This is a genomic window from Streptomyces sp. NPDC030222 (assembly GCF_055573115.1).
Genome location: NZ_JBVICA010000008.1, coordinates 23,654 through 46,188, shown reverse-complemented (window position 1 = coordinate 46,188; position 22,535 = coordinate 23,654). Strand labels below are relative to the sequence as shown.

Genomic DNA, 22,535 nt, shown 5'->3' with positions numbered 1-22,535 from the left:
ACGGGGTGCGTGCGGCGCAGGGTCAGGGCTGGGCGCCGCGTCTGTCCGGGGCGAGCGTCAGGCGGCCGCAGGCAGGGCCGGGACGGTGTGGTGGGGGCGGATGCCGAAGTCGGTGAGGATCGCCCGGGCGGCGCGGCGTGCGGAGCACAGGGTGCCCTGGACGGTGCTGGTGTCGCGGTGGTCGCCGCAGACGTAGAGGCCGTCCAGCAGGCGGACGGGCCGGCGCAGATCGTGCGGGGGCGGCATCGCGGGGACGGCTTCCCGGTCGTGGTGCAGGGACAGCAGTTCCCAGTCGGAGGTGGACGTGCCGTAGAGCCCGTCGAGGTGGCGCAGCACCAGCCGGTCGAGGTCCCGGGCGGGCGGCGGTGGGCCGAGTACCGTGGAGGAGACCAGGACTCGTCCGGCCGGCGCGCGCGAGGGGTCGACCGCGCTCATCACCGCTGTGTGGGCCACCGGTCCGCCGCGGTCCGCGTCCACCACGAGCGCCGCTCCCACCAGCGGCGCGACCGGGGCACTGTGGTGAAGGACCGTCATCTCGTGGAAGTCCGGGACGCGCAGACCCGGCAGCAGGTCCGCCGCCGACCGTGCGCCCGTCGCCAGGAGCACCGCGCGGCAGCGGATCTCCCCGTCCGCGGTCAGTACGGACGTGGTGGAGACGGACAGCGCCCGTACCCCGGTGCGTACGGTGCCCGGCGGGAGTGCGTCGGCGAGCAGCGTGGGCAGCGTCCCTGCACCGCCCTGAGGCGTGCACAGGCCGCTGCGGACGTAGGCGCGCAGCACCAGGTCCGCGACCCGGCTCGACGTGGTGAGGTCGGGATCGCAGAGCAGCGCCGACAGCAGGGGCCGCAGGTACCCGCGGACCGTGCGGGGCGGCAGCCCGCGCCGTACGAGTGCGGCGCCCGCGGGCAGTTCGGGCCGGGTCATCAGCCGCCTCGGCGGTGACGCGGCGAGCCGGGTCAGCGAGGCGCTGAGCCGCGCCTGGTCGAGGGCGCCGCCCATCGGCGTGGCGGTACGGGGAGCGCTCGCGAAGGCGCGTGCTGCCGTGAGCGCGCCCCGGGCGCCCCCACCTCCGCCCCCGGCCTCGCCCACGCGATGCCGGCGGCCCTCGCTGTGCACGAGGACGCCGGGGGCGAAGGCCCGCAGGGACAGCCTTTCCAGCCCTGGTGTCCGGCGCAGCTCGGGATACGAGGGACTGAGCGGCCGGCCGGTCCGGTCGAGCCGGAACCCGTCGACGACATCGGTGGACATCAGGCCGCCGACCTCAGGCGCGGCTTCCAGGACGCTGACCGTCACTCCCGCGCGGGTCAGCCGATGGGCCGCTGCCAGGCCCGCGAGCCCGGCCCCGACGATGACGACGTCCACATGGTGAGCGGGTGTGAGCACGTGCCCCTCCCCGAGATAACGCGGCATGGTGGAGACGTTGTGCCCCCAACCGACGAGTGGAATACCCGAGTTCGGGTCGAGATTAGGTCCCGATCCGGTCAACTGCAGTCGCGCACCGACCGAGCACTGGAGCACACGGGCGCACACCGTCGACAACCCGTCAGAAACGATCCCGAACGCTCACTTCCGGCAGACATCCCACCGAAAAGCCGCACCACGAAGTGCCGTCGTACTACGAAGTGCCGCACCATGCAATGGCACACCACGCAATGCCGTACCCCGAAGTGCCGCACCGCGGGGCGTCAGCGCAGAGCCGCCCGCACCGCGTCGTCGATCCGCGGGAACGCGAACGTGAACCCGGAGTCCAGCAGCCGGCGCGGCAGCACCCGGTGCCCGGCAAGCGCGTTCGCCGCGAACTCGCCGACCACGGCCCGCAGCGCGAACGCAGGGACGGGGAACGGCGTCGGCCGGTGCAGGACCCTCCCCATGGCGGCCGACACCTCCCGATTGCTCACCGGGTACGGCGAGGTGAGGTTGACCGGTCCCGACAGCGACCCCGTCTCCATGATGTGGCGCACGGCCGCGACGTGGTCGTGCAGGGCGATGAAGCTCCAGATCTGCCGCCCGTCGCCGAGCCGCCCGCCCAGGCCCGCCTTGAAGAGCGGAAGAAGCTTCGCCCACGCCCCGCCCTCACGCGCCACCACCAGGCCGGTGCGCAGGTGCGCCGTACGGATGCCCGCCTCCTCCGCCGGTGCCGTGGCCGCCTCCCATGCGACGCACACCGACGGCAGGAAGCCCTCGCCGTGCGGGGAGTCCTCGTCGACCGGACGGTCCCCGGTGTCCCCGTAGTAGTCGATGCCCGACGCGCTCACCAGGACGCCCGGCGGGGTGTCCAGCGATGCCAGTGCCTCGGAGAGCGTCGCCGTCGAGAGCACCCGACTGTCCCGGATCGTCCGCTTGTACTCCTCCGTCCACCGCCGGTCGCCGACCCCGGCCCCGGCGAGATTGACGACGGCCTCGGTGCCGACGAGCCCCGCGACGTCCACGTACCCCCGCCGGGGGTCCCACTGCACCTCGTCCCCGGCCCGGGCAGGCCGGCGCACCAGCCGCACCACCTCGTGACCGTCCGCGCGCAGTGAGCGCAGCAGCGCCGTACCGATGAGCCCGGACGAGCCGGTGATCGCGATCCGCATGGCCCCATTCTGGGCGGGCGGACCGCCCCCGCGGCGTCGCCCCGGAGAAACCGTTGCGGCGCGCCGTCCGGTGCGTGGCAGAGTGACCGGATGCCCGCGACGCAGCCGCACCAGCACCCACACCCGCACCGGATACGCCCCGCGGTACTGACCGACGATTCCGAGCTCGCCCTGCTCGACCGCGAGACCTGGTCCCCGCTGCACGCCGTCTCCCCCCGGCCCCGGCCGCCGTACCGGCCGTTCTTCGACGAGCGGCACACGCCCGAGCAGATCCTGCTCGTGGAGAGCGAGGGGCGCATCGCCGGGTACATCCGGACCGTGGCGCCGACCCCCCTGCCGTGCAACGCCCATGTGCGCCAGATCCAGGGACTCGCGGTCGCCGAGTGGGCCCGCGGCCGGGGGCTGGCCCGGGCCCTGCTGCGAGCCGCCTGCGACGAGGCACGGAGCCGTGGGGCGCTCCGGATGACCCTGCGGGTGCTGGGACACAACACCCCCGCGCGCACCCTCTACGCCTCCGAGGGGTTCACCGTGGAGGGCGTGCTCCCGGGGGAGTTCCTGCTGGCGGGCGAGTACGTCGACGACGTGCTGATGGGACGCAGCCTCCGGGACCCCGCCGGCTGATTCCCACGGGTGCGTACGCCCGTCCGGACCAGTGGAATCGTGGGGCCCGGCATCGTCCGCCACCGTGGACGGTATGAACGATCAGCAGAAGCCCCAGCCGCTGTGGGCGGACGACGACATCCCTCCCGAGGGACCGCTCCACTTCCTCTCGCGCAGAGCCTGGCAGGCGGTGCTGGCCGCCGGGCTCGTCTCTCTGGTCCTCGGCATCCTCATCCTGGTCTGGCCCGAGGTGTCGCTGGCGGTCGTCGGGATCCTCTTCGGGATCTTCCTCCTGGTCAGCGGTGTGGTTCAGCTCGTCGCCGCGTTCGGTACGCATGTGTCGACGCCGATGCGGGTGCTGGTGTTCATCAGCGGCGCCCTGTGCATCCTGCTCGGGCTGCTCGCCTTCCGCGACCGGTTGCAGTCGGTGCTGCTGCTCGCGCTGTGGATCGGCATCGCCTGGCTGTTCCGCGGGATCACCCAGATCGTCGCCGCCGCGTCCGACGCCCGCACGCCCGCCCGGGGCTGGCAGATCTTCTTCGGCATCCTCAACACCCTCGCCGGCATCGTGCTGATCGTCTGGCCCCTCACGTCCATCACGGTTCTGGCGATCTTCGCCGGCTGCTGGCTGATCGTCCTGGGCGTGGTCGAGATCATCACCGCGCTCTCGATCCGCAAGGACGCCGAACAGGTGCCGCGGGAGGTCTGACCTCGCGAGGTCGCACCATGTGCTGCGCGAGTCCGGCCAAGGGGTCCGGCGAGTCCGGCCGGGCCGCCCCCCGGTGGGCGTCAGTCCAGCGGCCCGAACCGTTCCCAGAGCCTGGGGAAACGCTCCTCCAAGGCGGTCCTGTCCTCGAAGTCGACCGGAACGCCGAGCGGTTCCGGCGGCGGCAGGGGCAGTCCGAGGTCCGGCGTCTCGGTGCCGGTCAGCTGCTCGAACGCCTCGTCCGCGGCGAAGCCGATCTCCTCGCCGTCGCCGTCGATCTCGGGGTCGAATTCGTCGAGGAGTTCGGCGAGCGACTCCGGGTCGTGCACCGCGCCCTCGAAGACCTTCCGGCCCTCACCGATCAGCCAGCACCGGAACGAGTCGAAGACGTCGTCGCTCGCACCGTCCAGCAGGACGGCCGCGGCCCCCCACAGATCCCAGAGGTACGCACGGTTGAACCGGGACTCGAAATGGCGGGCGAAGTCGATCACGTCATCGGGTTCGAGCTTGGTCAGCCGCTCCACGAGCAGCTCGGCATGCTCGTCGGGGTCGCCCTCGGCGGCCTCGCGCGTGCTGTCGATGAGCTCCCAGAACTCCGTCTCTTCCATCACGGGTCCAGCATCAAGGCTCCGGGCACGTCCCGCACCCGGAAATACCGGACAGAAGCCCCTGGGAATACCCGACAGAAGGTGTCGTCCATACATGGGAGCGTCGGGGCATGACCTACGAACAGCTCGTCCAGGACAAACCCCTCGGCGACCGGATCGCCCTCGTGGCCGGGGCCACCCGCGGTGCCGGCCGCGCCATCGCCGTCCAGCTCGGTGCGCTCGGCGCCACCGTGTACGTCACCGGTCGCACCACCCGGCAGCAGGTCAGCGAGGTCGGCCGGGCCACCGAGACGATCGAGGAGACCGCCGAACTGGTCACGGCCGCCGGCGGGGAGGGCGTCGCCGTGCCGGCCGACCACCTCCAGGCGGACCAGGTCCGGGCCCTCGTCGAACGCATCGACCGCGAGCGGGGCCGCCTCGACATCCTCGTCAACGACATCTGGGGCGGGAACCACCTGCTCGACTTCGACACCAGGATGTGGGACGTCGACCTGGAGCGCGGGCTGCGGATGATCGACCTGGGCGCGCGCAGCCACATCATCACCAGCAGCATCGCCCTCCCCCTGCTGGTGCGCCGGCCGGGTGGCCTGGTCATCGAGGTCACGGACGGCACGGCTGAGACCAACAAGGGGTTCCGGGAGAACTTCTACTACGACCTGGCCAAGAACATCCCGATCCGGATGGCCTTCACCCTGGGCGAGGAGCTGCGGAAGCTCGGCGGCACGGCCGTCGCGGTCACGCCCGGCTTCCTCAGGTCCGAGGAGATGCTCGACGCCTTCGGCCTCACCGAGGAGAACTGGCGCGACGGGATCGACAAGCAGCGGCACTGGGTCCTGTCGGAGTCACCGCTCTACATCGGCCGGTGCGTCGGGGCACTCGCCGCCGACCCCGACCGCGACCGCTGGAACGGACAGTCGCTCGACAGCGGGCGGCTCGCCAGGGAGTACGGCGTCACGGACGCGGACGGCAGCCGCCCGGACGTATGGGGGTTCATGCTCGCCGAGCAGGCAGGGGAGAAGCCCTCGCCGGACGACTACCGGTGAGGCGGACGAGCCCAGTGGGGCAGATGACCACCGTGAGGTGGATGACCGCCAGTGAGACAGATGACCACTCGTGAGACGGACAACTGTCAGCGAGGCTGATGACTACCAGTGAGACAGACGACCATCAGTGAAACAGATGACCACTGGTGAGACGACAGGTGTCGAGGGACGCGGCCACTACGGGTGGGCCGCCTCCGCGGCGGCCGGCCGGGAGCCTTCCGGCTCCCGGTACAACCGCGCGGTCCGCGCGGCCGACTCGGCGAACAGGGCGCGCAGTTCCGCGGGCTCCAGCACCTCCACCTCGGGCCCGAGGGCGGACAACTGCCCGAACGCGACCTCGTGGGACTCCACCGGCAGCGTGAGCGTCACCCGGCCCTCCCCGTCCGGCGGACCGGCCGCCGCCAGCGCCTCCTCGGCCGCCGCACGGTCGGTGACGTGCGGCAGCCGCCGCGCGCCCGGCTCGCTGACCCGGATCACCACCTCGGTACGGAGGATGGAGCGCGCGAACTGCGCCGCGCGCTGCTCCCAGAAGCCCGGCAGATCGAAACCCTCGTCACGGTCGAAGCGCTCACCATCCGCCGCCACCGATGCGAAGCGGTCGACCCGGTACACCCGGAAAGCCTCTCCGGCACGGGCGCACAGGTACCAGACCCCTGCCTTGAGCACGAGCCCGTACGGCTCCAGTTCACGTACCACCACCGCGTCCCGGCGGCGGTACCCCGCCCGGATGCGGTGGTCCTCCCACACTGCTGCCGCGATCACGTGCAGCAGCTCCGGCGTCGTGGGCTCCTGGTACCAGCCCGGCGCGTCGAGGTGGAAGCGCTGCGCTGCCGAATCAGGGGCGTTCCGCAGCGAGGGCAGCAGCGCCGCGGACACCTTCAGCCGGGCCGCCGAAGCGGCGTCCTCCAGCCCCATCTCGCGCAGCGCGCCCGGGACTCCGGACAGGAACAACGCCTCGGCCTCGCCGCGCCCGAGCCCCGTCAGCCGGGTGCGGTACCCGCCGACGAGCCGGTAGCCGCCGGCCCGTCCCCGGTCCGCGTACACCGGGATCCCGGCCTCGGAGAGCGCCAGCGCGTCACGCGCGACCGTGCGCTCCGACACCTCCAGCTCCCGGGCCAGTTCGGCGGCCGTCATCAAGGGCCGGCCCTGCAGCAGGAGCACCATCCTGATGAGACGAGCAGCGCGCATGAGGACATCATGCGCGCTGCCGTCGGGTTCCTACGGGCCGGTCAGAGGCCGTAGCGCTCCCGGGCCTCCTTCACCGCGGACGCCGGCACCTCGCCGCGGCGGGCGAGCTGGGCCAGTGCCGCGACGACGACGGACTGCGCGTCCACGCCGAAGTGACGGCGGGCCGCCTCGCGGGTGTCGGAGAGGCCGAAGCCGTCCGTGCCGAGCGAGGACCAGTCCTGCTCCACCCACTGGCTGATCTGGTCCGGCACCTGGCGCATCCAGTCGCTGACCGCCAGCACCGGGCCGGGAGCACCCTCCAGTGCCTGGGTGACGTACGGGATGCGCTGCTCGCCGCGCAGCAGGGCCTCGTCGCACTCCAGCGCGTCGCGGCGCAGCTCGGACCAGGAGGTCGCGGACCACACGTCGGCGGTGACGCCCCATTCGGCGGCGAGGAGTTCCTGTGCCTCCAGGACCCAGTGGATCGCCGTACCGGACGCCATCAGCTGGATCCGCGGGGCGTCCGCCGCGGCGGACGTGCCCTCCTTGAAGCGGTACAGGCCCTTGACGATGCCCTCCTCGACGCCTTCCGGCATCGCGGGCTGCTGCTTGGGCTCGTTGTAGACCGTCAGGTAGTAGAAGACGTCCTCGGGGGTCTCGCCGTACATGCGGCGCAGACCGTCCTTGACGATCACCGCGATCTCGTACGCGAACGCCGGGTCGTAGTTCAGCGAGGCCGGGTTGGTCGCCGCGATCAGGTGCGAGTGGCCGTCCGCGTGCTGGAGGCCCTCACCGGTGAGCGTGGTGCGGCCGGCCGTGGCGCCGACGATGAAGCCCTTGCCGAGCTGGTCGGCGAGCTGCCACATCTGGTCGCCGGTCCGCTGCCAGCCGAACATCGAGTAGAAGATGTAGAAGGGGATCATCGTCTCGCCGTGCGTCGCGTACGACGTGGCGGCGGCGATGAAGTCGGCCATGGCGCCGGCCTCGGTGATCCCCTCGTTGAGGATCTGGCCGTCCTTGGCCTCCTTGTAGTACATCAGCTGGTCGCGGTCGACCGGCTCGTACGTCTGGCCCAGCGGCGAGTAGATGCCGACCGACGGGAACAGCGACTCCATGCCGAAGGTGCGGGCTTCGTCGGGGACGATCGGCACCCAGCGGCGGCCGGTCTGCTTGTCCTTCATCAGGTCCTTGGCGAGGCGGACGAAGGCCATGGTGGTGGCCATCTCCTGTTTGCCGGAGCCCTTCTTCAGGGCGGCGAAGGCGCGCTCCTCGGGCTGCGGCAGGGCCGCCGCGTGGACCCGGCGGGCCGGGGCGGGACCGCCCAGGGCCGCACGGCGCTCCTGCAGGTAGCGGACCTCGGGGGAGTCGGCGCCGGGGTGGCCGAAGGGCACCACGCCGTCGGCGAAGGCGCTGTCCGGGATCGGGAGCCCGAGCCGGTCGCGCATGTCCTTGAACTCGTCGGCGGACAGCTTCTTCATCTGGTGGTTGGCGTTCTTGGACTCGAAGCCCGGGCCCAGGGTGTGGCCCTTCACCGTCTGCGCGAGGATCACCGTCGGCGCGCCCTTGAACTCCACGGCCGCCCGGTACGCCGCGTACACCTTGCGGGCCTCGTGGCCGCCGCGGGAGGTGTGGAAGCACTCGGCGATCTTCGCGTCGGTCAGCAGCTTCGCCATCTCGGCGAGCGCGGGCTCGGCGCCGAAGAAGTGTTCGCGGATGTACGCGACGTCGCGGGTGGCGTACGTCTGGAACTGGGCGTCCGGGACCTCGCGGAGGCGGCGCAGCAGGGCGCCGGTGACGTCCAGCTGGAACAGCTCGTCCCAGGCGGAGCCCCACAGCGACTTCACGACGTTCCACCCGGCGCCGCGGAACTGGCCCTCCAGCTCCTGAACGATCTTGAAGTTGGCGCGCACCGGGCCGTCGAGCCGCTGCAGGTTGCAGTTGATGACGAAGGTCAGGTTGTCCAGCTGCTCCCGCGCGGCGAGCGCGATGGCGGCCGTCGACTCGGGCTCGTCCATCTCGCCGTCGCCGAGGAACGCCCACACGTGCGACCGCGAGGTGTCCTTGATACCGCGGTTGTGCAGGTAGCGGTTGAAGCGTGCCTGGTAGATCGCGGAGAGCGGGCCGAGGCCCATGGAGACGGTCGGGAACTCCCACAGCCAGGGCAGGCGGCGCGGGTGCGGGTAGGAGGGCAGGCCGTTGCCGCCGGCCTCCTGCCGGAAGTTGTCGAGCTGCTGCTCGCTGATCCGGCCGTCCAGGAAGGCGCGGGCGTAGATGCCGGGGGCGGCGTGGCCCTGGATGTAGAGCTGGTCGCCGCTGCCGTCGGCCTCCTTGCCGCGGAAGAAGTGGTTGAAACCGGTTTCGTACAGCCAGGCAGCGGAGGCGAAGGTGGCGATGTGGCCGCCCACGCCCAGGCGGGAGCCGCGGGAGACCATGGCGGCCGCGTTCCAGCGGTTCCAGGCGGTGATGCGGTTCTCCATCTCCTCGTCACCGGCGAAGGCCGGCTCGGCGGAGGTGGGGATCGTGTTGACGTAGTCGGTCTCGAGCAGCTTGGGCAGGGCGAGACCGGCCCCCTCGGCGTGCTGGAGCGTGCGGCGCATCAGGTATGCGGCCCGGTGCGGACCAGCGGCCTTGGCGACGGCGTCGAGGGAGGCCGCCCATTCGGCGGTCTCTTCGGCGTCACGGTCCGGGAGCTGGTCGAGCTCGCTCGGAAGCTTGCCTACGGGGTCGGTCATGATCGCCGCCTTCCGGGACTGGGAGGGGGTGGAGATAAAGAGAGCCTTGTCTGGCAGGACAGGGCGGAGGGGTGGGTTGGTGAACCCGTCGAAGACTGTAAGGCTCTGATCGATGATCGATCAAAGCTTCCGAGTCGAAAACTTCTCCGAAAGGCAAAATTGGCATTCCGTGCCGCGAATCAGGGCACGGGGTGCCGCCTCAAATGGGGTGTTTCCGGGCGTGCCGGGATCCGGCCGGATCCGCCGGGGTCAGCCTCGACTGGAACCCGGTCAGCCGCTCAAGCCCCGGCATCTGGATGTCGGTGTCGCGGCCGGTGATGGACACCGCGACCCGACACCACCCACCAGCCCGGCCGCCGCTCCGTGGCGGGCGTGGACCGGGAGGGTGGCGGTGCGCTGCGGCGACTCGGGCCGGGCCGGTGTCATCGGCCGGCCGCATCGCCGCGCGGGGCCGTCTGCCGGGCGAGGCCGGCATACCCGGATCCGACGGGGCCGGTCCGGTTCCGCCGGGATCCGCTCCGGGCGGGCCGGGCCGGGCAGGGCGGCGGGTGGGTCCGGTGGGCTCAGGGGCGCGGGGCGCAGCCCAGGACGTGGGCCTTCACCAGCTCGCCGATCCGGGGGTCGCGGCGGCGGAACGCCCGGACCAGTTCGTCGTGCTCCTCCGCGTAGGACTGCTGGACCGTGCCCAGCCAGCGGATCGACAGCGCCGTGAACACCTCGATACCGAGGCCCTCCCAGGTGTGCAGCAGCACGCTGTTGCCGGCCGCCCGCACCAGCTCCCGGTGGAAGCCCACGGTGTGCCGCACCTGCGCCTCGCCGTCCGCGCTCCGGTCCGCCTCGTACAGCGCCGCCACATGGGGCTCCAGCGCCGAGCAGTCCTCGGCCAGCCGGTCCGCCGCCAGCTCCGCCGCGATCTGCTCCAGACCGGCTCGTACGGGGTAGCTCTCCTCCAGGTCCGCCGCCGTCAGACTCCGGACCCGCACGCCCTTGTTGGGCACCGATTCGATCAGCCGCAGCGACTCCAGTTCCCGCAGCGCCTCCCGCACCGGCGTCTGGCTCACCTGGAGTTCGGACGCGATCCGGCGCTCCACGATCCGCTCGCCCGGCTTCCAGCGCCCGCTGACGATCCCGTCGACGATGTGCTCGCGGATCTGCTCGCGCAAGCTGTGGACGACGGGCGGGATGGTCATGCGGGCTCCTTCCGACGGCTGCGGGCCGATGCATACCGTTGGGTAGACAATACGGCGGCGCCCCCGCCCCGGAGAGGTCCGGGACGGGGGCGCCGCGGGTGAGGCTGATCACCCTGTGTCACGGGGCGGCTCAGAGGCCGAGCTCGACCTCGAACTCGCCGGCCTCCAGGATCGCCTTGACCGCTGCCAGGTAGCGGGCGGCGTCGGAGCCGTCCACCAGACGGTGGTCGTAGGACAGCGACAGGTAGGTCATGTCGCGGACGCCGATGACCGTGCCCTCGGGGGTCTCGATGACCGCCGGGCGCTTGACCGTGGCGCCGAGGCCCAGGATCGCGACCTGGCTCGGCGGCACGATGACCGTGTCGAACAGCGCACCGCGCGAACCGGTGTTGCTGATCGTGAAGGTCGCGCCGGACAGCTCGTCCGGGGTGATCTTGTTGGCGCGGACCTTGCCGGCCAGATCGGCGGTGGCCTTCGAGATGCCCGCGAGGTTGAGGTCGCCGGCACCCTTGATGACCGGGGTCATCAGGCCCTTCTCGGAGTCCACGGCGATGCCGATGTTCTCCGTGTCGAAGTAGGTGATGGTGCCCTCGTCCTCGTTGATCCGGGCGTTGATGACCGGGTGGGCCTTCAGCGCCTGGGCCGCGGCCTTGACGAAGAACGGCATCGGGGACAGCTTGACGCCCTCGCGGGCCAGGAACGCGTCCTTGGCCTGGTTGCGCAGCCGCATGATCTTGGTGACGTCCACCTCGACCACGGTGGTCAGCTGCGCCTGCGAGTGCAGGGCCTTCATCATGTTGTCGCCGATGACCTTGCGCATCCGGGTCATCTTGACGGTCTGGCCGCGCAGCGGGGAGACCTCGAGGGCCGGGGCCTTGGCGGCCGGAGCGGCGGCGACGGCCGGAGCCGGGGCGGCAGCGGCGGCCTTCGCGGCCTCGGCGGCGGCGACGACGTCCTGCTTGCGGATGCGACCGCCCACGCCGGTGCCCTTGACCCGGGACAGGTCCACGCCGTGCTCGGCGGCGAGCTTGCGGACCAGCGGGGTCACGTAGGCGCCTTCCTCCACCACGGCGGCGGGGGCGGGCGCGGCCGGAGCCGGAGCGGCCACCGGGGCCGGGGCCGGAGCGGCCACCGGGGCCGGGGCCGGAGCGGCCACCGGGGCCGGGGCAGCGACCGGGGCCGGGGCCGGGGCGGGCGCCGGGGCGGCCGGAGCAGGAGCCGGAGCGGCGGCCGGGGCAGCACCCGCGGCACCGATCACGGCCAGCTTCGAGCCGACCTCTGCGGTCTCGTCCTCGCCGACCACGATCTCCAGCAGCACACCGGAGGCGGGCGCCGGGATCTCGGTGTCGACCTTGTCGGTGGAGACCTCGAGCAGCGGCTCGTCGGCCTCGACCGTCTCGCCGACCTGCTTCAGCCAGCGGGTGACGGTGCCCTCGGTGACGGACTCGCCGAGCGCGGGCAGCACCACGTCGGTGCCCTGCGCCGCACCCGCGGGTGCTGCGGCGGGAGCCGGAGCGGCAGCAGGGGCCTCGGCCGGGGCGGCGGGCGCCTCGGCGACCGGGGCGGGAGCCGGGGCAGGGGCAGGGGCCTCGGCGGCGGCCGGGGCCGGGGCGGCCGCGGGGGCGCCGGTGCCGTCGTCGATGACGGCCAGCTCGGCGCCGACCTCGACGGTCTCGTCCTCGGCGACCTTGATGGAGGAGAGGATGCCGGAGACGGGGGAGGGGATCTCGGTGTCGACCTTGTCGGTGGAGACCTCGAGCAGCGGCTCGTCGGCCTCGACCCGCTCGCCCTCGGCCTTCAGCCAGCGGGTGACAGTGCCCTCGGTGACGCTCTCACCGAGCGCCGGAAGGGATACGGAAACCGCCATGGTTTCAGTTGCTCCTTACAAAAAGTGCGGAAGTAAGTCGTCGCGCCCAGTACGCGCAGGTCCGTGAGGCAGGGTCCCGGCCCAGGGGCCGGGACCGGGGCCGGGACGGAGCCGGCCGGTCGTGCCGGACCTAGTCGTGGGCGTGCAGCGGCTTGCCGGCCAGGGCCAGGTGAGCCTCGCCGAGCGCCTCGTTCTGCGTCGGGTGGGCGTGGATGAGCTGCGCGACCTCGGCGGGCAGCGCCTCCCAGTTGTAGATCAGCTGGGCCTCGCCGACCTGCTCGCCCATGCGGTCACCGACCATGTGGACGCCGACCACGGCACCGTCCTTGACCTGGACGAGCTTGATCTCGCCCGCGGTCTTCAGGATCTTGCTCTTGCCGTTGCCCGCGAGGTTGTACTTCAGGGCGACGACCTTGTCCGCACCGTAGATCTCCTTGGCCTTGGCCTCGGTGATGCCGACGGAGGCGACCTCCGGGTGGCAGTAGGTCACCCGCGGCACGCCGTCGTAGTCGATCGGCACGGCCTTCAGACCGGCCAGTCGCTCCGCCACCAGGATGCCCTCGGCGAAGCCGACGTGCGCGAGCTGGAGGGTCGGGACGAGGTCGCCGACGGCCGAGACGGTCGGGATGTTCGTCCGCATGTACTCGTCGACGAGCACGTAGCCGCGGTCCATCGCGACGCCCTGCTCCTCGTAGCCCAGGCCCTGCGAGACCGGGCCGCGGCCGACGGCCACCAGCAGGATCTCGGCCTCGAACTCCTTGCCGTCCGCCAGGGTCACCTTGACGCCGGTCTCGGTGTACTCCGCCTTCTGGAAGAAGGTGCCGAGGTTGAACTTGATGCCGCGCTTGCGGAAGGCGCGCTCCAGCAGCTTGGAGGTGTTCTCGTCCTCGACCGGGACGAGGTGCTTCATGCCCTCGATGACGGTCACGTCGGTGCCGAAGGACTTCCACGCGGAGGCGAACTCGACGCCGATGACGCCGCCGCCCAGCACGATCGCGGACTTCGGGACGCGGTCCAGGACCAGCGCGTGGTCGGAGGAGATGATGCGGTTGCCGTCGATGGTCAGGCCGGGCAGGGACTTCGGGACGGAACCGGTCGCGAGCAGGACGTGACGGCCCTGGACGCGCTGGCCGTTCACATCGACCGAGGTCGGGGAGGACAGCCGGCCCTCACCCTCGATGTAGGTCACCTTACGGGAGGCGATCAGACCCTGGAGACCCTTGTACAGGCCCGAGATCACCTCGTCCTTGTACTTGTGGACCCCGGCGACGTCGATGCCCTCGAACGTCGTCTTGACGCCGAACTGCTCGCTCTCGCGGGCCTGGTCGGCGATCTCACCGGCGTGCAGCAGGGCCTTCGTGGGGATGCAGCCGCGGTGCAGGCAGGTGCCGCCGACCTTGTCCTTCTCGATCAGGGCGACGTCCAGACCCAGCTGGGCGGCACGCAGGGCCGCGGCGTAACCGCCACTGCCACCGCCGAGGATCACTAGGTCGAAAACGGTGCTGGCGTCGTTCGCCACGTCACGTCCTCCATGCATGTGCGCCGGTCGCCGGTCCTCGATGACCAGGCGGCGGCTGGTGTTCGGCCGCTTTATGTCGGCCCTGTGGTGGGGCCCTGTCCTGCCGAGAACCCATCTTCGCACTTGTTGGGGGAAGGCGGGACGCGGGGCCGGGGTCTGAGACGGCCGATTCACCGTCTCCTGCGGTTACCCGTCCGTACGAACTGCGGATTTCGTCGTCGGTGAAACCGCGCGGGGCCCCGCACCCCCTCGGAGGTCCGGGGCCCCGCGTGACGCACATCTCAGCCGAGGTCGCCCGCGGCGGTCCGCTCCGCCAGCTTGACCAGGGTGCGCACCGCGGAACCGGTGCCGCCCTTGGGGGTGTAGCCGTACGGGCCGGACTCGTTGAAGGCCGGGCCCGCGATGTCCAGGTGGGCCCAGGTGATGCCGTCGCCGACGAACTCCTTCAGGAACAGGCCGGCCACCAGGCCGCCGCCCATGCGCTCGCCCATGTTGGCCATGTCCGCGGTCGACGAGTCCATGCCCTTGCGCAGGTCGGCGGGGAGCGGCATCGGCCAGGACGACTCGCCGACCTCCTCGGCGATCTCGTGGATCGCGGTACGGAAGGCGTCGTCGTTGGCCATGACGCCGAAGGTGCGGTTGCCCAGGGCCAGCACCATGGCACCGGTCAGGGTCGCCACGTCGACGATGGCGTCCGGGCCCTCCTCGGAGGCGCGGGTGAGCGCGTCGGCCAGCACCAGCCGGCCCTCGGCGTCGGTGTTCAGCACCTCGACGGTCTTGCCGCTGTACATGCGCAGCACGTCGCCGGGGCGGGTCGCCGAGCCGGACGGCATGTTCTCGGCCAGCGCCAGCCAGCCCGTGACGTTGACCTCCAGGCCGAGGCGGGCGGCGCTGACGACCGCGGCGAACACGGCGGCGGCACCGCTCATGTCGCACTTCATCGTCTCGTTGTGACCGGCCGGCTTCAGGGAGATGCCGCCCGAGTCGTAGGTGATGCCCTTGCCGACCAGGGCGAGCGTCCTGGTCGCTTCCGGGTGGGTGTAGGCCAGCTTCACCAGGCGCGGCGGGGCGTCCGAGCCGGCGCCGACGCCGAGGATGCCGCCGTAGCCGCCCTTGGCAAGCGCTTTCTCGTCGAGCACCTGCACCTTGATGCCGTGCTCCTTGCCGGCCTCCGTGGCGATGGCGGCGAAGGAGACCGGGTTCAGGTCGTTCGGCGGGGTGTTGACCAGGTCGCGGGCCCGGTTGATCTCCTCCGCGACGGTGGCGGCGCGCTCGGCGGCCGCCTTGAAGGCCTTGTCCCGCGGCTTGGCACCGAGCAGGGCCACCTCGGCGAGCGGCTGCTTGCCGTTGGCCTTGGCCTTGCCGTTCTTCTCGCCGCCCTGGTAGGCGGTGAACGCGTACGCGCCGAGCAGCGCGCCCTCGGCGACGGCCTCGGCGTCCTCGGCTGCCTCGATCGGCAGCGCGAAGGCGGCCTTCTTGGAACCGGCCAGGGTGCGGGCGGCCGAGCCGGCGGCCCGGCGCAGTGCCTCGGCGTCGTAGGCCCCGTCGTTCTCGGGGGCGGCGCCCAGGCCGACGGCCAGCACGACGGGGGCCTTGAGTCCGGCCGGCGAGGGCAGCTTGGTCACCTCACCCTCGGCACCGGTGGCGCCGAGGGTCTCCAGGACGGCTGCGAGCTTTCCGTCGAACGCCTGGTCCACGGCCTCGGCGCCGGCCGCGACGACCGGGCCCTTGGCGCCCTTCGCGACACCGACGACGATGGCGTCGGCGCGCAGCGTCGCAGCGCCGGCAGTGCTGAGAGTCAGAGCAGTCACGGTGGTGAAGTCTCGCTTCCATTGAGTTCTGAGGGCCGATGGATGGCTCGGCCGTGCCCGGCGCATCGTAGATCGGGCGGCGGGGCTGCCGTGCCAGAGCCTACGCGCGTGGTCGTATTCCGCTCACGGCGACGTCAATTCACTCGAACGTGGTGTCTCTCTCACGTTTGTCCGACATGCCGCGAGACCTCAGTCACACTCGCTTCATTCAGGCAAGGGGTCAAGTCGTCTCTTTGCATCATCTCCACAGATCCTCCGTGCGTGTCCGTGTGTGTCCGTGCGTGTCCGTGCGTGCCGCCGGGGGTCGGGCGAGGGGGGAACACATGGGGTACCAGGCGTCACGCCTGCGCGGAATCGGTGCGGCAGCCCTGCTCACCGCCGGTCTGCTGGCGACCGGCACGCCGGCGGCGGCGGCCGTCGCGCCGCGGATCGACCTGAAGGTGCTGGTGGTGGACGACGGCGGCGGCGCGGTCGGCGCGATCACCGCCGAGCTGCGGAACACCGGCGTCCCGTACCGGGTCGTGGAGCTCGACGACCCCGGCCGGCCGCTGATCGACGCGGCTTTCCTCAGCGACACCGTCGACGGGCGGCCGCGCGCCAAGTACCAGGGCGTCGTGCTGCCCGACGAGAACCCGTTCGGCGAGGGCTCCGCGGAACAGGCCGCGCTCGTCGCCTATGAGCGGACGTACGGCATCCCGCAGGTCGACGCCTACACCTGGGCGCATCCCGGAGTGGGGCTCGACTACACCAGCGAGGGCGGCTTCGCCGGAGTCCTCGACGGTGCCGCCGCCCGGGTCACCGCCGCCGGCACGGCGGGCCCGTTCGGCTACCTCGACGGACCGGTCACCTTCGAGGACAACTCCCCGTCCGTGGACGAGAGCTACGGCTTCGCCGCCCGTCCCCGCGAGGGCTACACCAGCTACCTCGACATGCCGGCCGGCGACGGCGGCGCCCGCGGCAGCCTGATCGGGGAGTACGCCCACGAGGGGCGCCGCGAGCTCGTCGTGACCTTCGCCTACAACCAGCACCAGCGGCAGTTCCGGGCCCTCTCCCGCGGCATCGTCGAATGGCTCACCCAGGGTGTCCACCTCGGCCGCAGCCGCAACTACTTCGCCGTCCACGTCGACGACGTCTTCGCCCCCGACGCCCGCTGGGACACCGAGCGCAACTGCACCCCCGGCGACATCGACTGCACCGGTTCCGCCGACGAGCAGACCCCGGACATCCGGATGACCGCCGCCGACGCGCAGTACGCCGCCCAGTGGCAGCAGAGCAGCGGCCTCACCCTCGACATGGTCTACAACGGCGGCGCCGGCGAGGAGTGGAAGGCCGAGCACGGCGGCACCGACCCGTTCGCCGACCGGCTCGTCGCCGACCGGGCGAAGTACCGGTGGATCAACCACACCTACACCCACCCCTTCCTCGGCTGCGTCCAGGACACCTCGACCGTGCCCTGGCAGTGCGCCCGCGACGCCGCCGGCGACATCCGCTGGGTCAGCCGCAGCGAGATCACCGCGCAGATCGCCGACAACCACAACTGGGCGGTGGGGAAGGGCATCTCCGTCGACCGGGCGGAACTCGTCACCGGCGAGCACTCCGGTCTGCGGACGCTGCCCCAGCAGAGCCAGGACAACCCCAACCTGGCGGGCGCGCTCTCCGGCACCGGCGTGAAGTGGATCGCCTCGGACAACTCCCGCGAACCCGCCCAGCGCGCCGTCGGCAACGCCCTGACCGTCCCCCGCCACCCGATGAACGTGTACTACAACGTCGGCACCGCGGCCGAGATGGCCGACGAGTACAACTGGATCTACACCAGCCGGGAGGACGGCGGCAGCGGCATCTGCACCGACAACCCCGCCTCCACCTGCCTCGACGGACCCCTCGACACCGCCACCGGCTACGCCACCCACATCGTGCCGCAGGAGGCCCGCACCGCCCTGGGCCACGTCATGGCCAACGACCCCCGGCCGCACTACGTCCACCAGTCCAACCTCGCCGAGGAACGCATCCTCTATCCGGTCCTCGACAAGGTCCTCGCCGACTACCGCGGCCTCTTCGCCGACAACACCCCGGTGGTCAACCCCCGCCAGCGCGACATCGGCACCGAACTCTCCCGCCGCGCCGCCTGGGACAAGGCGCTCGCCGACGGCACCGTCACCGCCTACCGCATCGGGAACACCGTCACGATCAGGACGCCCTCCGGAGTGCTCGCACCCGTCACCGCGCCCGAAGGGACCCGCAGGCAACTCCTGCTCGGCAGCACCGCGTTCGGTACGGCGTACGCGGGCAAGCGCTCCGACTGGACCAAGCCGGACCTGCTGCAGTCGGCCGTGACGCTGACGCTGCCCGGTGCCTGAGCGCCGCCGGGAAAGCCCGGATCCGGCGAGAGCCGCCGCCAGGGCGGTGACCGCCGTCCTGCTCGTCGGGCCCGCCCGGGCGCTGCTCGCGTGCGTCACCGCGCACCGGGCGTGAGCCCGCCGGAGGGCGGTGGTGCCACGAGCACCGTGGGAGGCGTCGGCGCCGCGCCGCGGCTGTACGGGGTGGTGCGCTGCCCGGCGAACGCTCCGGGCGGCGCCCGCGGCACGACCGCCTTCCGTGGCTGCCCAGCGGCCTCCGCCGGGGCCGTCGCCACGGCCACCCCGGTCGGGTGCGCCGGATGAGCCGAGGCGGACGAAGCCGGCGAATGCTCCGCGCCGTGCCCGGCGTGCCGGGCACGGGTGTCCCGGGGGCGAAGGCGCGGGTGTCCTGTCCCGGGTTGCTGTTCCGTCGGCGGAGCGCTGCGGGTGTCCGGGCCTGCGCCCGTCCGTCGAGCGTCTGCCCGGGTCGGTCGGGTGCGCGGTGGGTGGAGAGGTCGGGCGCCGGACGCGGCCTGCCGCGCACGCCGGAACCAGTGGGTACGCCCGGCGTGCCGGGCCCGGGCGGCTCAGGGGCCGAGGGCGCGGGCTTCCCGTCCCGGGTCGCCGTCGAGTCGTCGAGCGATTGCCCGGGAAGGTGGGGTGCGGGGAGACGCCGCGCGTGCCGGGCGGCAGTCTTCCGCGTTCGGCGCGCCGGTGTTTCAGGGGCCGATGGTCAGTGCCACCAGCGCCGTCGTCGCCGCAGTCTCCGCGAGAGCGCCGAACACATCGCCGGTGACCCCGCCGAAACGTCGTACGCAGTGGCCGAGCAGCAGCCGGGCCGCCACGAGTGCCGCCGCGGCAGCGACGGCGTGACGTGCTGCGCCGAAGGGGCCGAACGGGGCCCCCGCCGCCGCGCAGGCCGCGAGGGCCACGGCGACGACGGCCGCCGCGGCGCCCGCGGGTACGGCGCCGGCGACCGCGGCGCCCAGGCCGTCGGGGCGGGCCGGTGGTACCCCCGGCCGGCAGGCGACCGTGAGGGCGAGCCGGGCGGCGATCGCGGCCACCACCGCGGCGGATGCGCCGTGCGCCCATCCTTGGGCGTACAGCCCGGCCAGCGCCGCCACTTGGGCCAGCAGGACGAACAGCAGGGTGATGACACCGAACGGGCCGATGTCCGACTGCTTCATGATCCGCAGCGCGTCCTCGGCGGGCTTGCCGCTGCCCAGACCGTCGGCGGTGTCCGCGAGGCCGTCGAGGTGGAGGCCGCGCGTGAGGACGGCCGGGGCGGCGGCCGTCGCCACCGCGGCGAGCAGCGGGCCCGAGCCCAGGGCCGACAGCGCGGCGCCGGCGGACGCGGCGAGCAGTCCGACGACGAGACCGGCCAGCGGGGCGCACAGCATCCCGGCGCGTGCCGCGGCACGGTCCCAGCGCCGCACCCTGACGGGCAGGACGGTCAGCGTGCCGAAGGAGAAACGGATGCCGTCCAGCGGCGTCAGCGGGGGATTCATCGCGCGCAGGGTAACGCGCGACGTGGGACGGTGGGTCGGGCAGGGGCCCGTGAATCAGGAGCTGCCGGTATGGGTGAGTGGTTCTACCGGAACATCGTCGAGCCGGGGAAGGTCCCGCTGCTGCTCGCCCTGACCGCCTTCCTCCTGACGTTCGTGGTCACGCGGATCGTCGTACGGCTGATCCGGGCCGGGCGCGGACCGTTCAAGAACGTCTCGGCCGGCGGGCTGCACATCCACCACGTGGTGCCCGGCGTGATGCTGACCGTCGTCGGCGGGTTCGGCGGCATCGCCACCGAGTTCGGCACGGCGGCCTCGGTCTGCGCGGTCATCTTCGGGACCGGTGTCGGCCTGGTCCTGGACGAGTTCGCCCTGATCCTCCATCTGGACGACGTGTACTGGAGCGAGGAGGGCCGCCAGAGCGTGGAGCTGGTGATCCTCACCGGGGCCCTCGTGCTGCTGCTCCTCGCCGGTTTCGCACCACTGGGGGTGAACGACCTGACGGAGGAGGAGCAGAGCGACCGGCGCCTCTTCATCGGCGCACTCGTCGTCAACTTCCTGTTCGTGGTGATCGCCCTGCTCAAGGGCCGGGTGCACACGGCGGTCATCGGCGTCCTGGTGCCGTTCGTGGCCATGGTCGGTGCGCTCCGGCTGGCGAGGCCCGCATCCCCCTGGGCGCGCCGTGCGTACCGCAAGCGGCCCAAGGCCCGGGCCAGGGCGATCCTGCGCGCCTACCGGCACGACCGTCGCTGGATGGAGCCCAAACGCCGCCTCCTGGACAGGATCGGGGGCTTCCAGGAGAAGGTCCAGGACGTTCAGGACAAGGTCTCGACGCGCGGCCGGGACGACTGACCGCCCTCTCCGTCCTGCTGGCCGTCCTTCTCGCCTCCCCTGTGCCGACGGGCCACGGCCAGCGCCGCCATCAGCACCAGCACCGCTGCGATCGCCGCCAGGTGCTCCTTGCCCGCGAGGTTGTTCTTGACCAGGATCTCGACGACCATCGCCACGATCACCAGCCCGCCCGTCCACCGGGCCCGGTACGTCCAGCACACGTACACCGCCAGACCCACCACCGCCGCCGAGGGACCGGTGTCCACCACCACCGCGTCCGACGCGGGCAGCCCCAGCGGGTGGTCCGGTCCGAGTGCGACACCGATCCGCGCGTACGTGGTGCCGGCCAGCGTCGCCAGATAGGCGACCCCCAGCATCCGCCACCGGCCGAGACAGATCTCGGCGATACCGAAGACCACCAGGACCTGGGCCAGGGCGCCCCAGACCGGCAGGTCGAGCGCGGGCACGAACAGCGACAGCGGGGTGCGCAGCACCGCCACCCACATCGGGTCCTGCGCCTGCACCGAACCGATCAGCTGCACCGGACGGAAACCCCAGGACTGGTTCTGCACCACCTGGAACAGGGCCGTCAGGCTCACGGCGGCGAGTGTCAGCGGGACGGCCCGGCCGCGCCGGGCGACGAGCGCCGAGCGGACGGCCGTGTACAGCTGCCCCCACTCGCGGCGTGCGGCCCTGCGCAGGACCGGAGGAATCGTCATCGGAATCGGGGCTCCCAGTCAGTCCGGGTACTCGGCGTTCGGCCTCGGTACTCCAAGACGTGCTGGAAGATCACGAAGTTGAGAGGGCGTCCGAGTGATTCCGGTCTCCTCGTACGAATACGTACGGACACGCCCCTGAGGCCTGGGCAGGGCCCTGCTCCCGGCCGCGGACCCGGCCGGAGCCGCTCATGCGGAGGTGCCGGACTCCGGCTCGCCCGTCTCGTGGCCGTCCGCCCCCGTGTCGTCCGCCGCGCGCACGGGGAGCTCCGCGGCCAGCGCCGCGGCGGCCTGGACCAGCGGGAGCGCGAGCAGCGCGCCCGTCCCTCCGCCGACCGTGACGCCGTGCTCCAGCACGGGGGTGAGGGCCATCCGGTCCAGGGCCTTCGCCTGACCCGGTTCGCCGCTCGCATGGCCGGCCAGCCACCAGTCGGGGGCCCGGAACGCCGCCCGCTGCGCCACCAGCGCACACGCCGACGACACCACGCCGTCCAGGATCACCGGCAGCCGGCGCACCGCGCACTGCAGCAGGAAGCCGGTCGTCGCCGCGAGATCGGCGCCGCCCACCGTGGCGAGCAGCTCCAGCTGATCGCCCAGCACCGGCCGCGCCCGGCGCAACGCGTCCCGGATCGCAGCGCACTTGCGCATCCACGCCAGATCGTCGATGCCGGCCCCGCCGCGGCCCGTCACCACCGACGCGTCGGTGCCGCACAGCGCCGCGATCAGCACACCCGCGGCCGTCGTGCCGCCGACACTGAGGTCGCCGAGGACCACGATGTCGGTGCCCGAGTCGGCCTCCTCGTCGGCGATCGCCATGCCGAGCCGGACCGCCTGCTCGGCCTCCTCGGCCGTCAGCGCGTCCTCGACGTCGATGCGTCCGCTGCCCCGGCGCACCCGGTGCTTGACGATCTCGCCCGGCAGCAGCCCCGGGTCGCAGTCCAGACCGGCGTCGACGATCCGCACCGACGCCCCGTACCGGTGGGCCAGTACCGCGACCGGGCTCTCGCCCTCCAGCACGGCGCGCACCAACTCGTGCGCCGAGCCCGCGGGCCGGCCGGACACGCCCAGCTCCGCCACGCCGTGGTCACCGGCGAACAGCACCACCCGCGGACGCCCGACCGCCCGCACCGGTACGACGCCCTGCGCCGCGGCCAGCCACTCGCCCAGTTCGTCGAGCCGCCCCAGCGCACCGGGCGGAAAGTCCATCCGGTCCCGGCGTTCCTCGGCGTCGCGCCGTACACCGCTGTCCGGGCGCTCGATCAGGTCGGAGAAGTCGTCGAGATTCAGCGAACTCATTTGCGTGATTTTAGGGCTCGGCCCGGGCCCGC

At 72.3% G+C, this 22,535-nt stretch carries 17 protein-coding genes; 5 read left to right on the top strand and 12 right to left on the bottom strand.

The window, feature by feature from the left end:
- Positions 1-57: 57 nt before the first annotated feature.
- Both ACZ4Z5_RS14280 and ACZ4Z5_RS14275 read right to left on the bottom strand, forming a co-directional pair.
- Positions 58-1,383, bottom strand: coding sequence for an NAD(P)/FAD-dependent oxidoreductase (locus ACZ4Z5_RS14280; RefSeq protein WP_468261604.1), 1,326 nt, complete (start codon positions 1,381-1,383; stop codon positions 58-60).
- Positions 1,384-1,685: 302 nt separating this feature from the next.
- Complete coding sequence (locus ACZ4Z5_RS14275) at positions 1,686-2,576, bottom strand: TIGR01777 family oxidoreductase (protein ID WP_468261601.1); 891 nt, start codon at positions 2,574-2,576, stop codon at positions 1,686-1,688.
- A gap of 90 nt (positions 2,577-2,666) precedes the next feature.
- On the opposite strand from ACZ4Z5_RS14275, the gene ACZ4Z5_RS14270 reads away from it, so the two are divergent.
- The gene (locus ACZ4Z5_RS14270) at positions 2,667-3,197 is read left to right on the top strand and encodes a GNAT family N-acetyltransferase (protein ID WP_468261598.1); all 531 of its coding nucleotides are present in this window, start codon (positions 2,667-2,669) and stop codon (positions 3,195-3,197) included.
- A 73-nt stretch (positions 3,198-3,270) separates the two neighbouring features.
- The gene (locus tag ACZ4Z5_RS14265; protein WP_468261595.1) at positions 3,271-3,885 is read left to right on the top strand and encodes an HdeD family acid-resistance protein; all 615 of its coding nucleotides are present in this window, start codon (positions 3,271-3,273) and stop codon (positions 3,883-3,885) included.
- A gap of 80 nt (positions 3,886-3,965) precedes the next feature.
- Here the strand turns inward: ACZ4Z5_RS14265 and ACZ4Z5_RS14260 are convergent, their stop codons facing one another.
- Complete coding sequence (locus tag ACZ4Z5_RS14260) at positions 3,966-4,490, bottom strand: DUF4240 domain-containing protein (protein WP_468262040.1); 525 nt, start codon at positions 4,488-4,490, stop codon at positions 3,966-3,968.
- Between the two features lie 110 nt (positions 4,491-4,600).
- On the opposite strand from ACZ4Z5_RS14260, the gene ACZ4Z5_RS14255 reads away from it, so the two are divergent.
- On the top strand, positions 4,601-5,533 hold the full coding sequence (locus tag ACZ4Z5_RS14255) for an SDR family oxidoreductase (RefSeq protein ID WP_468261592.1): 933 nt from the start codon (positions 4,601-4,603) through the stop codon (positions 5,531-5,533).
- A 177-nt stretch (positions 5,534-5,710) separates the two neighbouring features.
- Here ACZ4Z5_RS14255 and ACZ4Z5_RS14250 read toward each other — a convergent pair whose 3' ends face one another.
- From ACZ4Z5_RS14250 to ACZ4Z5_RS14225, 6 genes are all read right to left on the bottom strand, one after another.
- A complete protein-coding gene (locus ACZ4Z5_RS14250; protein WP_468261590.1) occupies positions 5,711-6,721 on the bottom strand; it encodes a helix-turn-helix transcriptional regulator in 1,011 nt (336 codons plus the stop codon).
- A 41-nt stretch (positions 6,722-6,762) separates the two neighbouring features.
- Complete coding sequence (aceE, locus tag ACZ4Z5_RS14245; RefSeq protein ID WP_468261588.1) at positions 6,763-9,432, bottom strand: pyruvate dehydrogenase (acetyl-transferring), homodimeric type; 2,670 nt, start codon at positions 9,430-9,432, stop codon at positions 6,763-6,765.
- A gap of 563 nt (positions 9,433-9,995) precedes the next feature.
- On the bottom strand, positions 9,996-10,622 hold the full coding sequence (locus ACZ4Z5_RS14240) for a GntR family transcriptional regulator (protein WP_468261585.1): 627 nt from the start codon (positions 10,620-10,622) through the stop codon (positions 9,996-9,998).
- Between the two features lie 130 nt (positions 10,623-10,752).
- On the bottom strand, positions 10,753-12,489 hold the full coding sequence (sucB, locus tag ACZ4Z5_RS14235; protein WP_468261583.1) for a 2-oxoglutarate dehydrogenase, E2 component, dihydrolipoamide succinyltransferase: 1,737 nt from the start codon (positions 12,487-12,489) through the stop codon (positions 10,753-10,755).
- 130 nt (positions 12,490-12,619) lie between these two features.
- Positions 12,620-14,008 carry a dihydrolipoyl dehydrogenase gene (lpdA, locus tag ACZ4Z5_RS14230; protein WP_468261580.1) on the bottom strand — a complete coding sequence of 463 codons (1,389 nt, stop codon included), beginning with the start codon at positions 14,006-14,008 and terminating at the stop codon, positions 12,620-12,622.
- Positions 14,009-14,289: 281 nt separating this feature from the next.
- A complete protein-coding gene (locus ACZ4Z5_RS14225) occupies positions 14,290-15,819 on the bottom strand; it encodes a leucyl aminopeptidase (protein WP_468261578.1) in 1,530 nt (509 codons plus the stop codon).
- A gap of 323 nt (positions 15,820-16,142) precedes the next feature.
- On the opposite strand from ACZ4Z5_RS14225, the gene ACZ4Z5_RS14220 reads away from it, so the two are divergent.
- The gene (locus ACZ4Z5_RS14220) at positions 16,143-18,176 is read left to right on the top strand and encodes a hypothetical protein (protein ID WP_468261576.1); all 2,034 of its coding nucleotides are present in this window, start codon (positions 16,143-16,145) and stop codon (positions 18,174-18,176) included.
- Between the two features lie 698 nt (positions 18,177-18,874).
- On the opposite strand, the gene ACZ4Z5_RS14215 is transcribed toward ACZ4Z5_RS14220, so the two are convergent.
- Positions 18,875-19,663, bottom strand: coding sequence for an adenosylcobinamide-GDP ribazoletransferase (locus tag ACZ4Z5_RS14215; protein ID WP_468261574.1), 789 nt, complete (start codon positions 19,661-19,663; stop codon positions 18,875-18,877).
- A 69-nt stretch (positions 19,664-19,732) separates the two neighbouring features.
- Between ACZ4Z5_RS14215 and ACZ4Z5_RS14210 the strand changes: the two genes are divergently transcribed.
- On the top strand, positions 19,733-20,512 hold the full coding sequence (locus ACZ4Z5_RS14210; RefSeq protein ID WP_468261571.1) for a hypothetical protein: 780 nt from the start codon (positions 19,733-19,735) through the stop codon (positions 20,510-20,512).
- Here ACZ4Z5_RS14210 and ACZ4Z5_RS14205 read toward each other — a convergent pair.
- Together ACZ4Z5_RS14205 and cobT are read right to left on the bottom strand one after the other, a co-directional pair.
- Positions 20,476-21,210 carry a hypothetical protein gene (locus tag ACZ4Z5_RS14205; protein ID WP_468261568.1) on the bottom strand — a complete coding sequence of 245 codons (735 nt, stop codon included), beginning with the start codon at positions 21,208-21,210 and terminating at the stop codon, positions 20,476-20,478. The genes ACZ4Z5_RS14210 and ACZ4Z5_RS14205 overlap by 37 nt on opposite strands.
- Before the next feature lie 186 nt (positions 21,211-21,396).
- Positions 21,397-22,494, bottom strand: coding sequence for a nicotinate-nucleotide--dimethylbenzimidazole phosphoribosyltransferase (cobT, locus tag ACZ4Z5_RS14200; protein WP_468262037.1), 1,098 nt, complete (start codon positions 22,492-22,494; stop codon positions 21,397-21,399).
- Positions 22,495-22,535 lie beyond the last annotated feature (41 nt).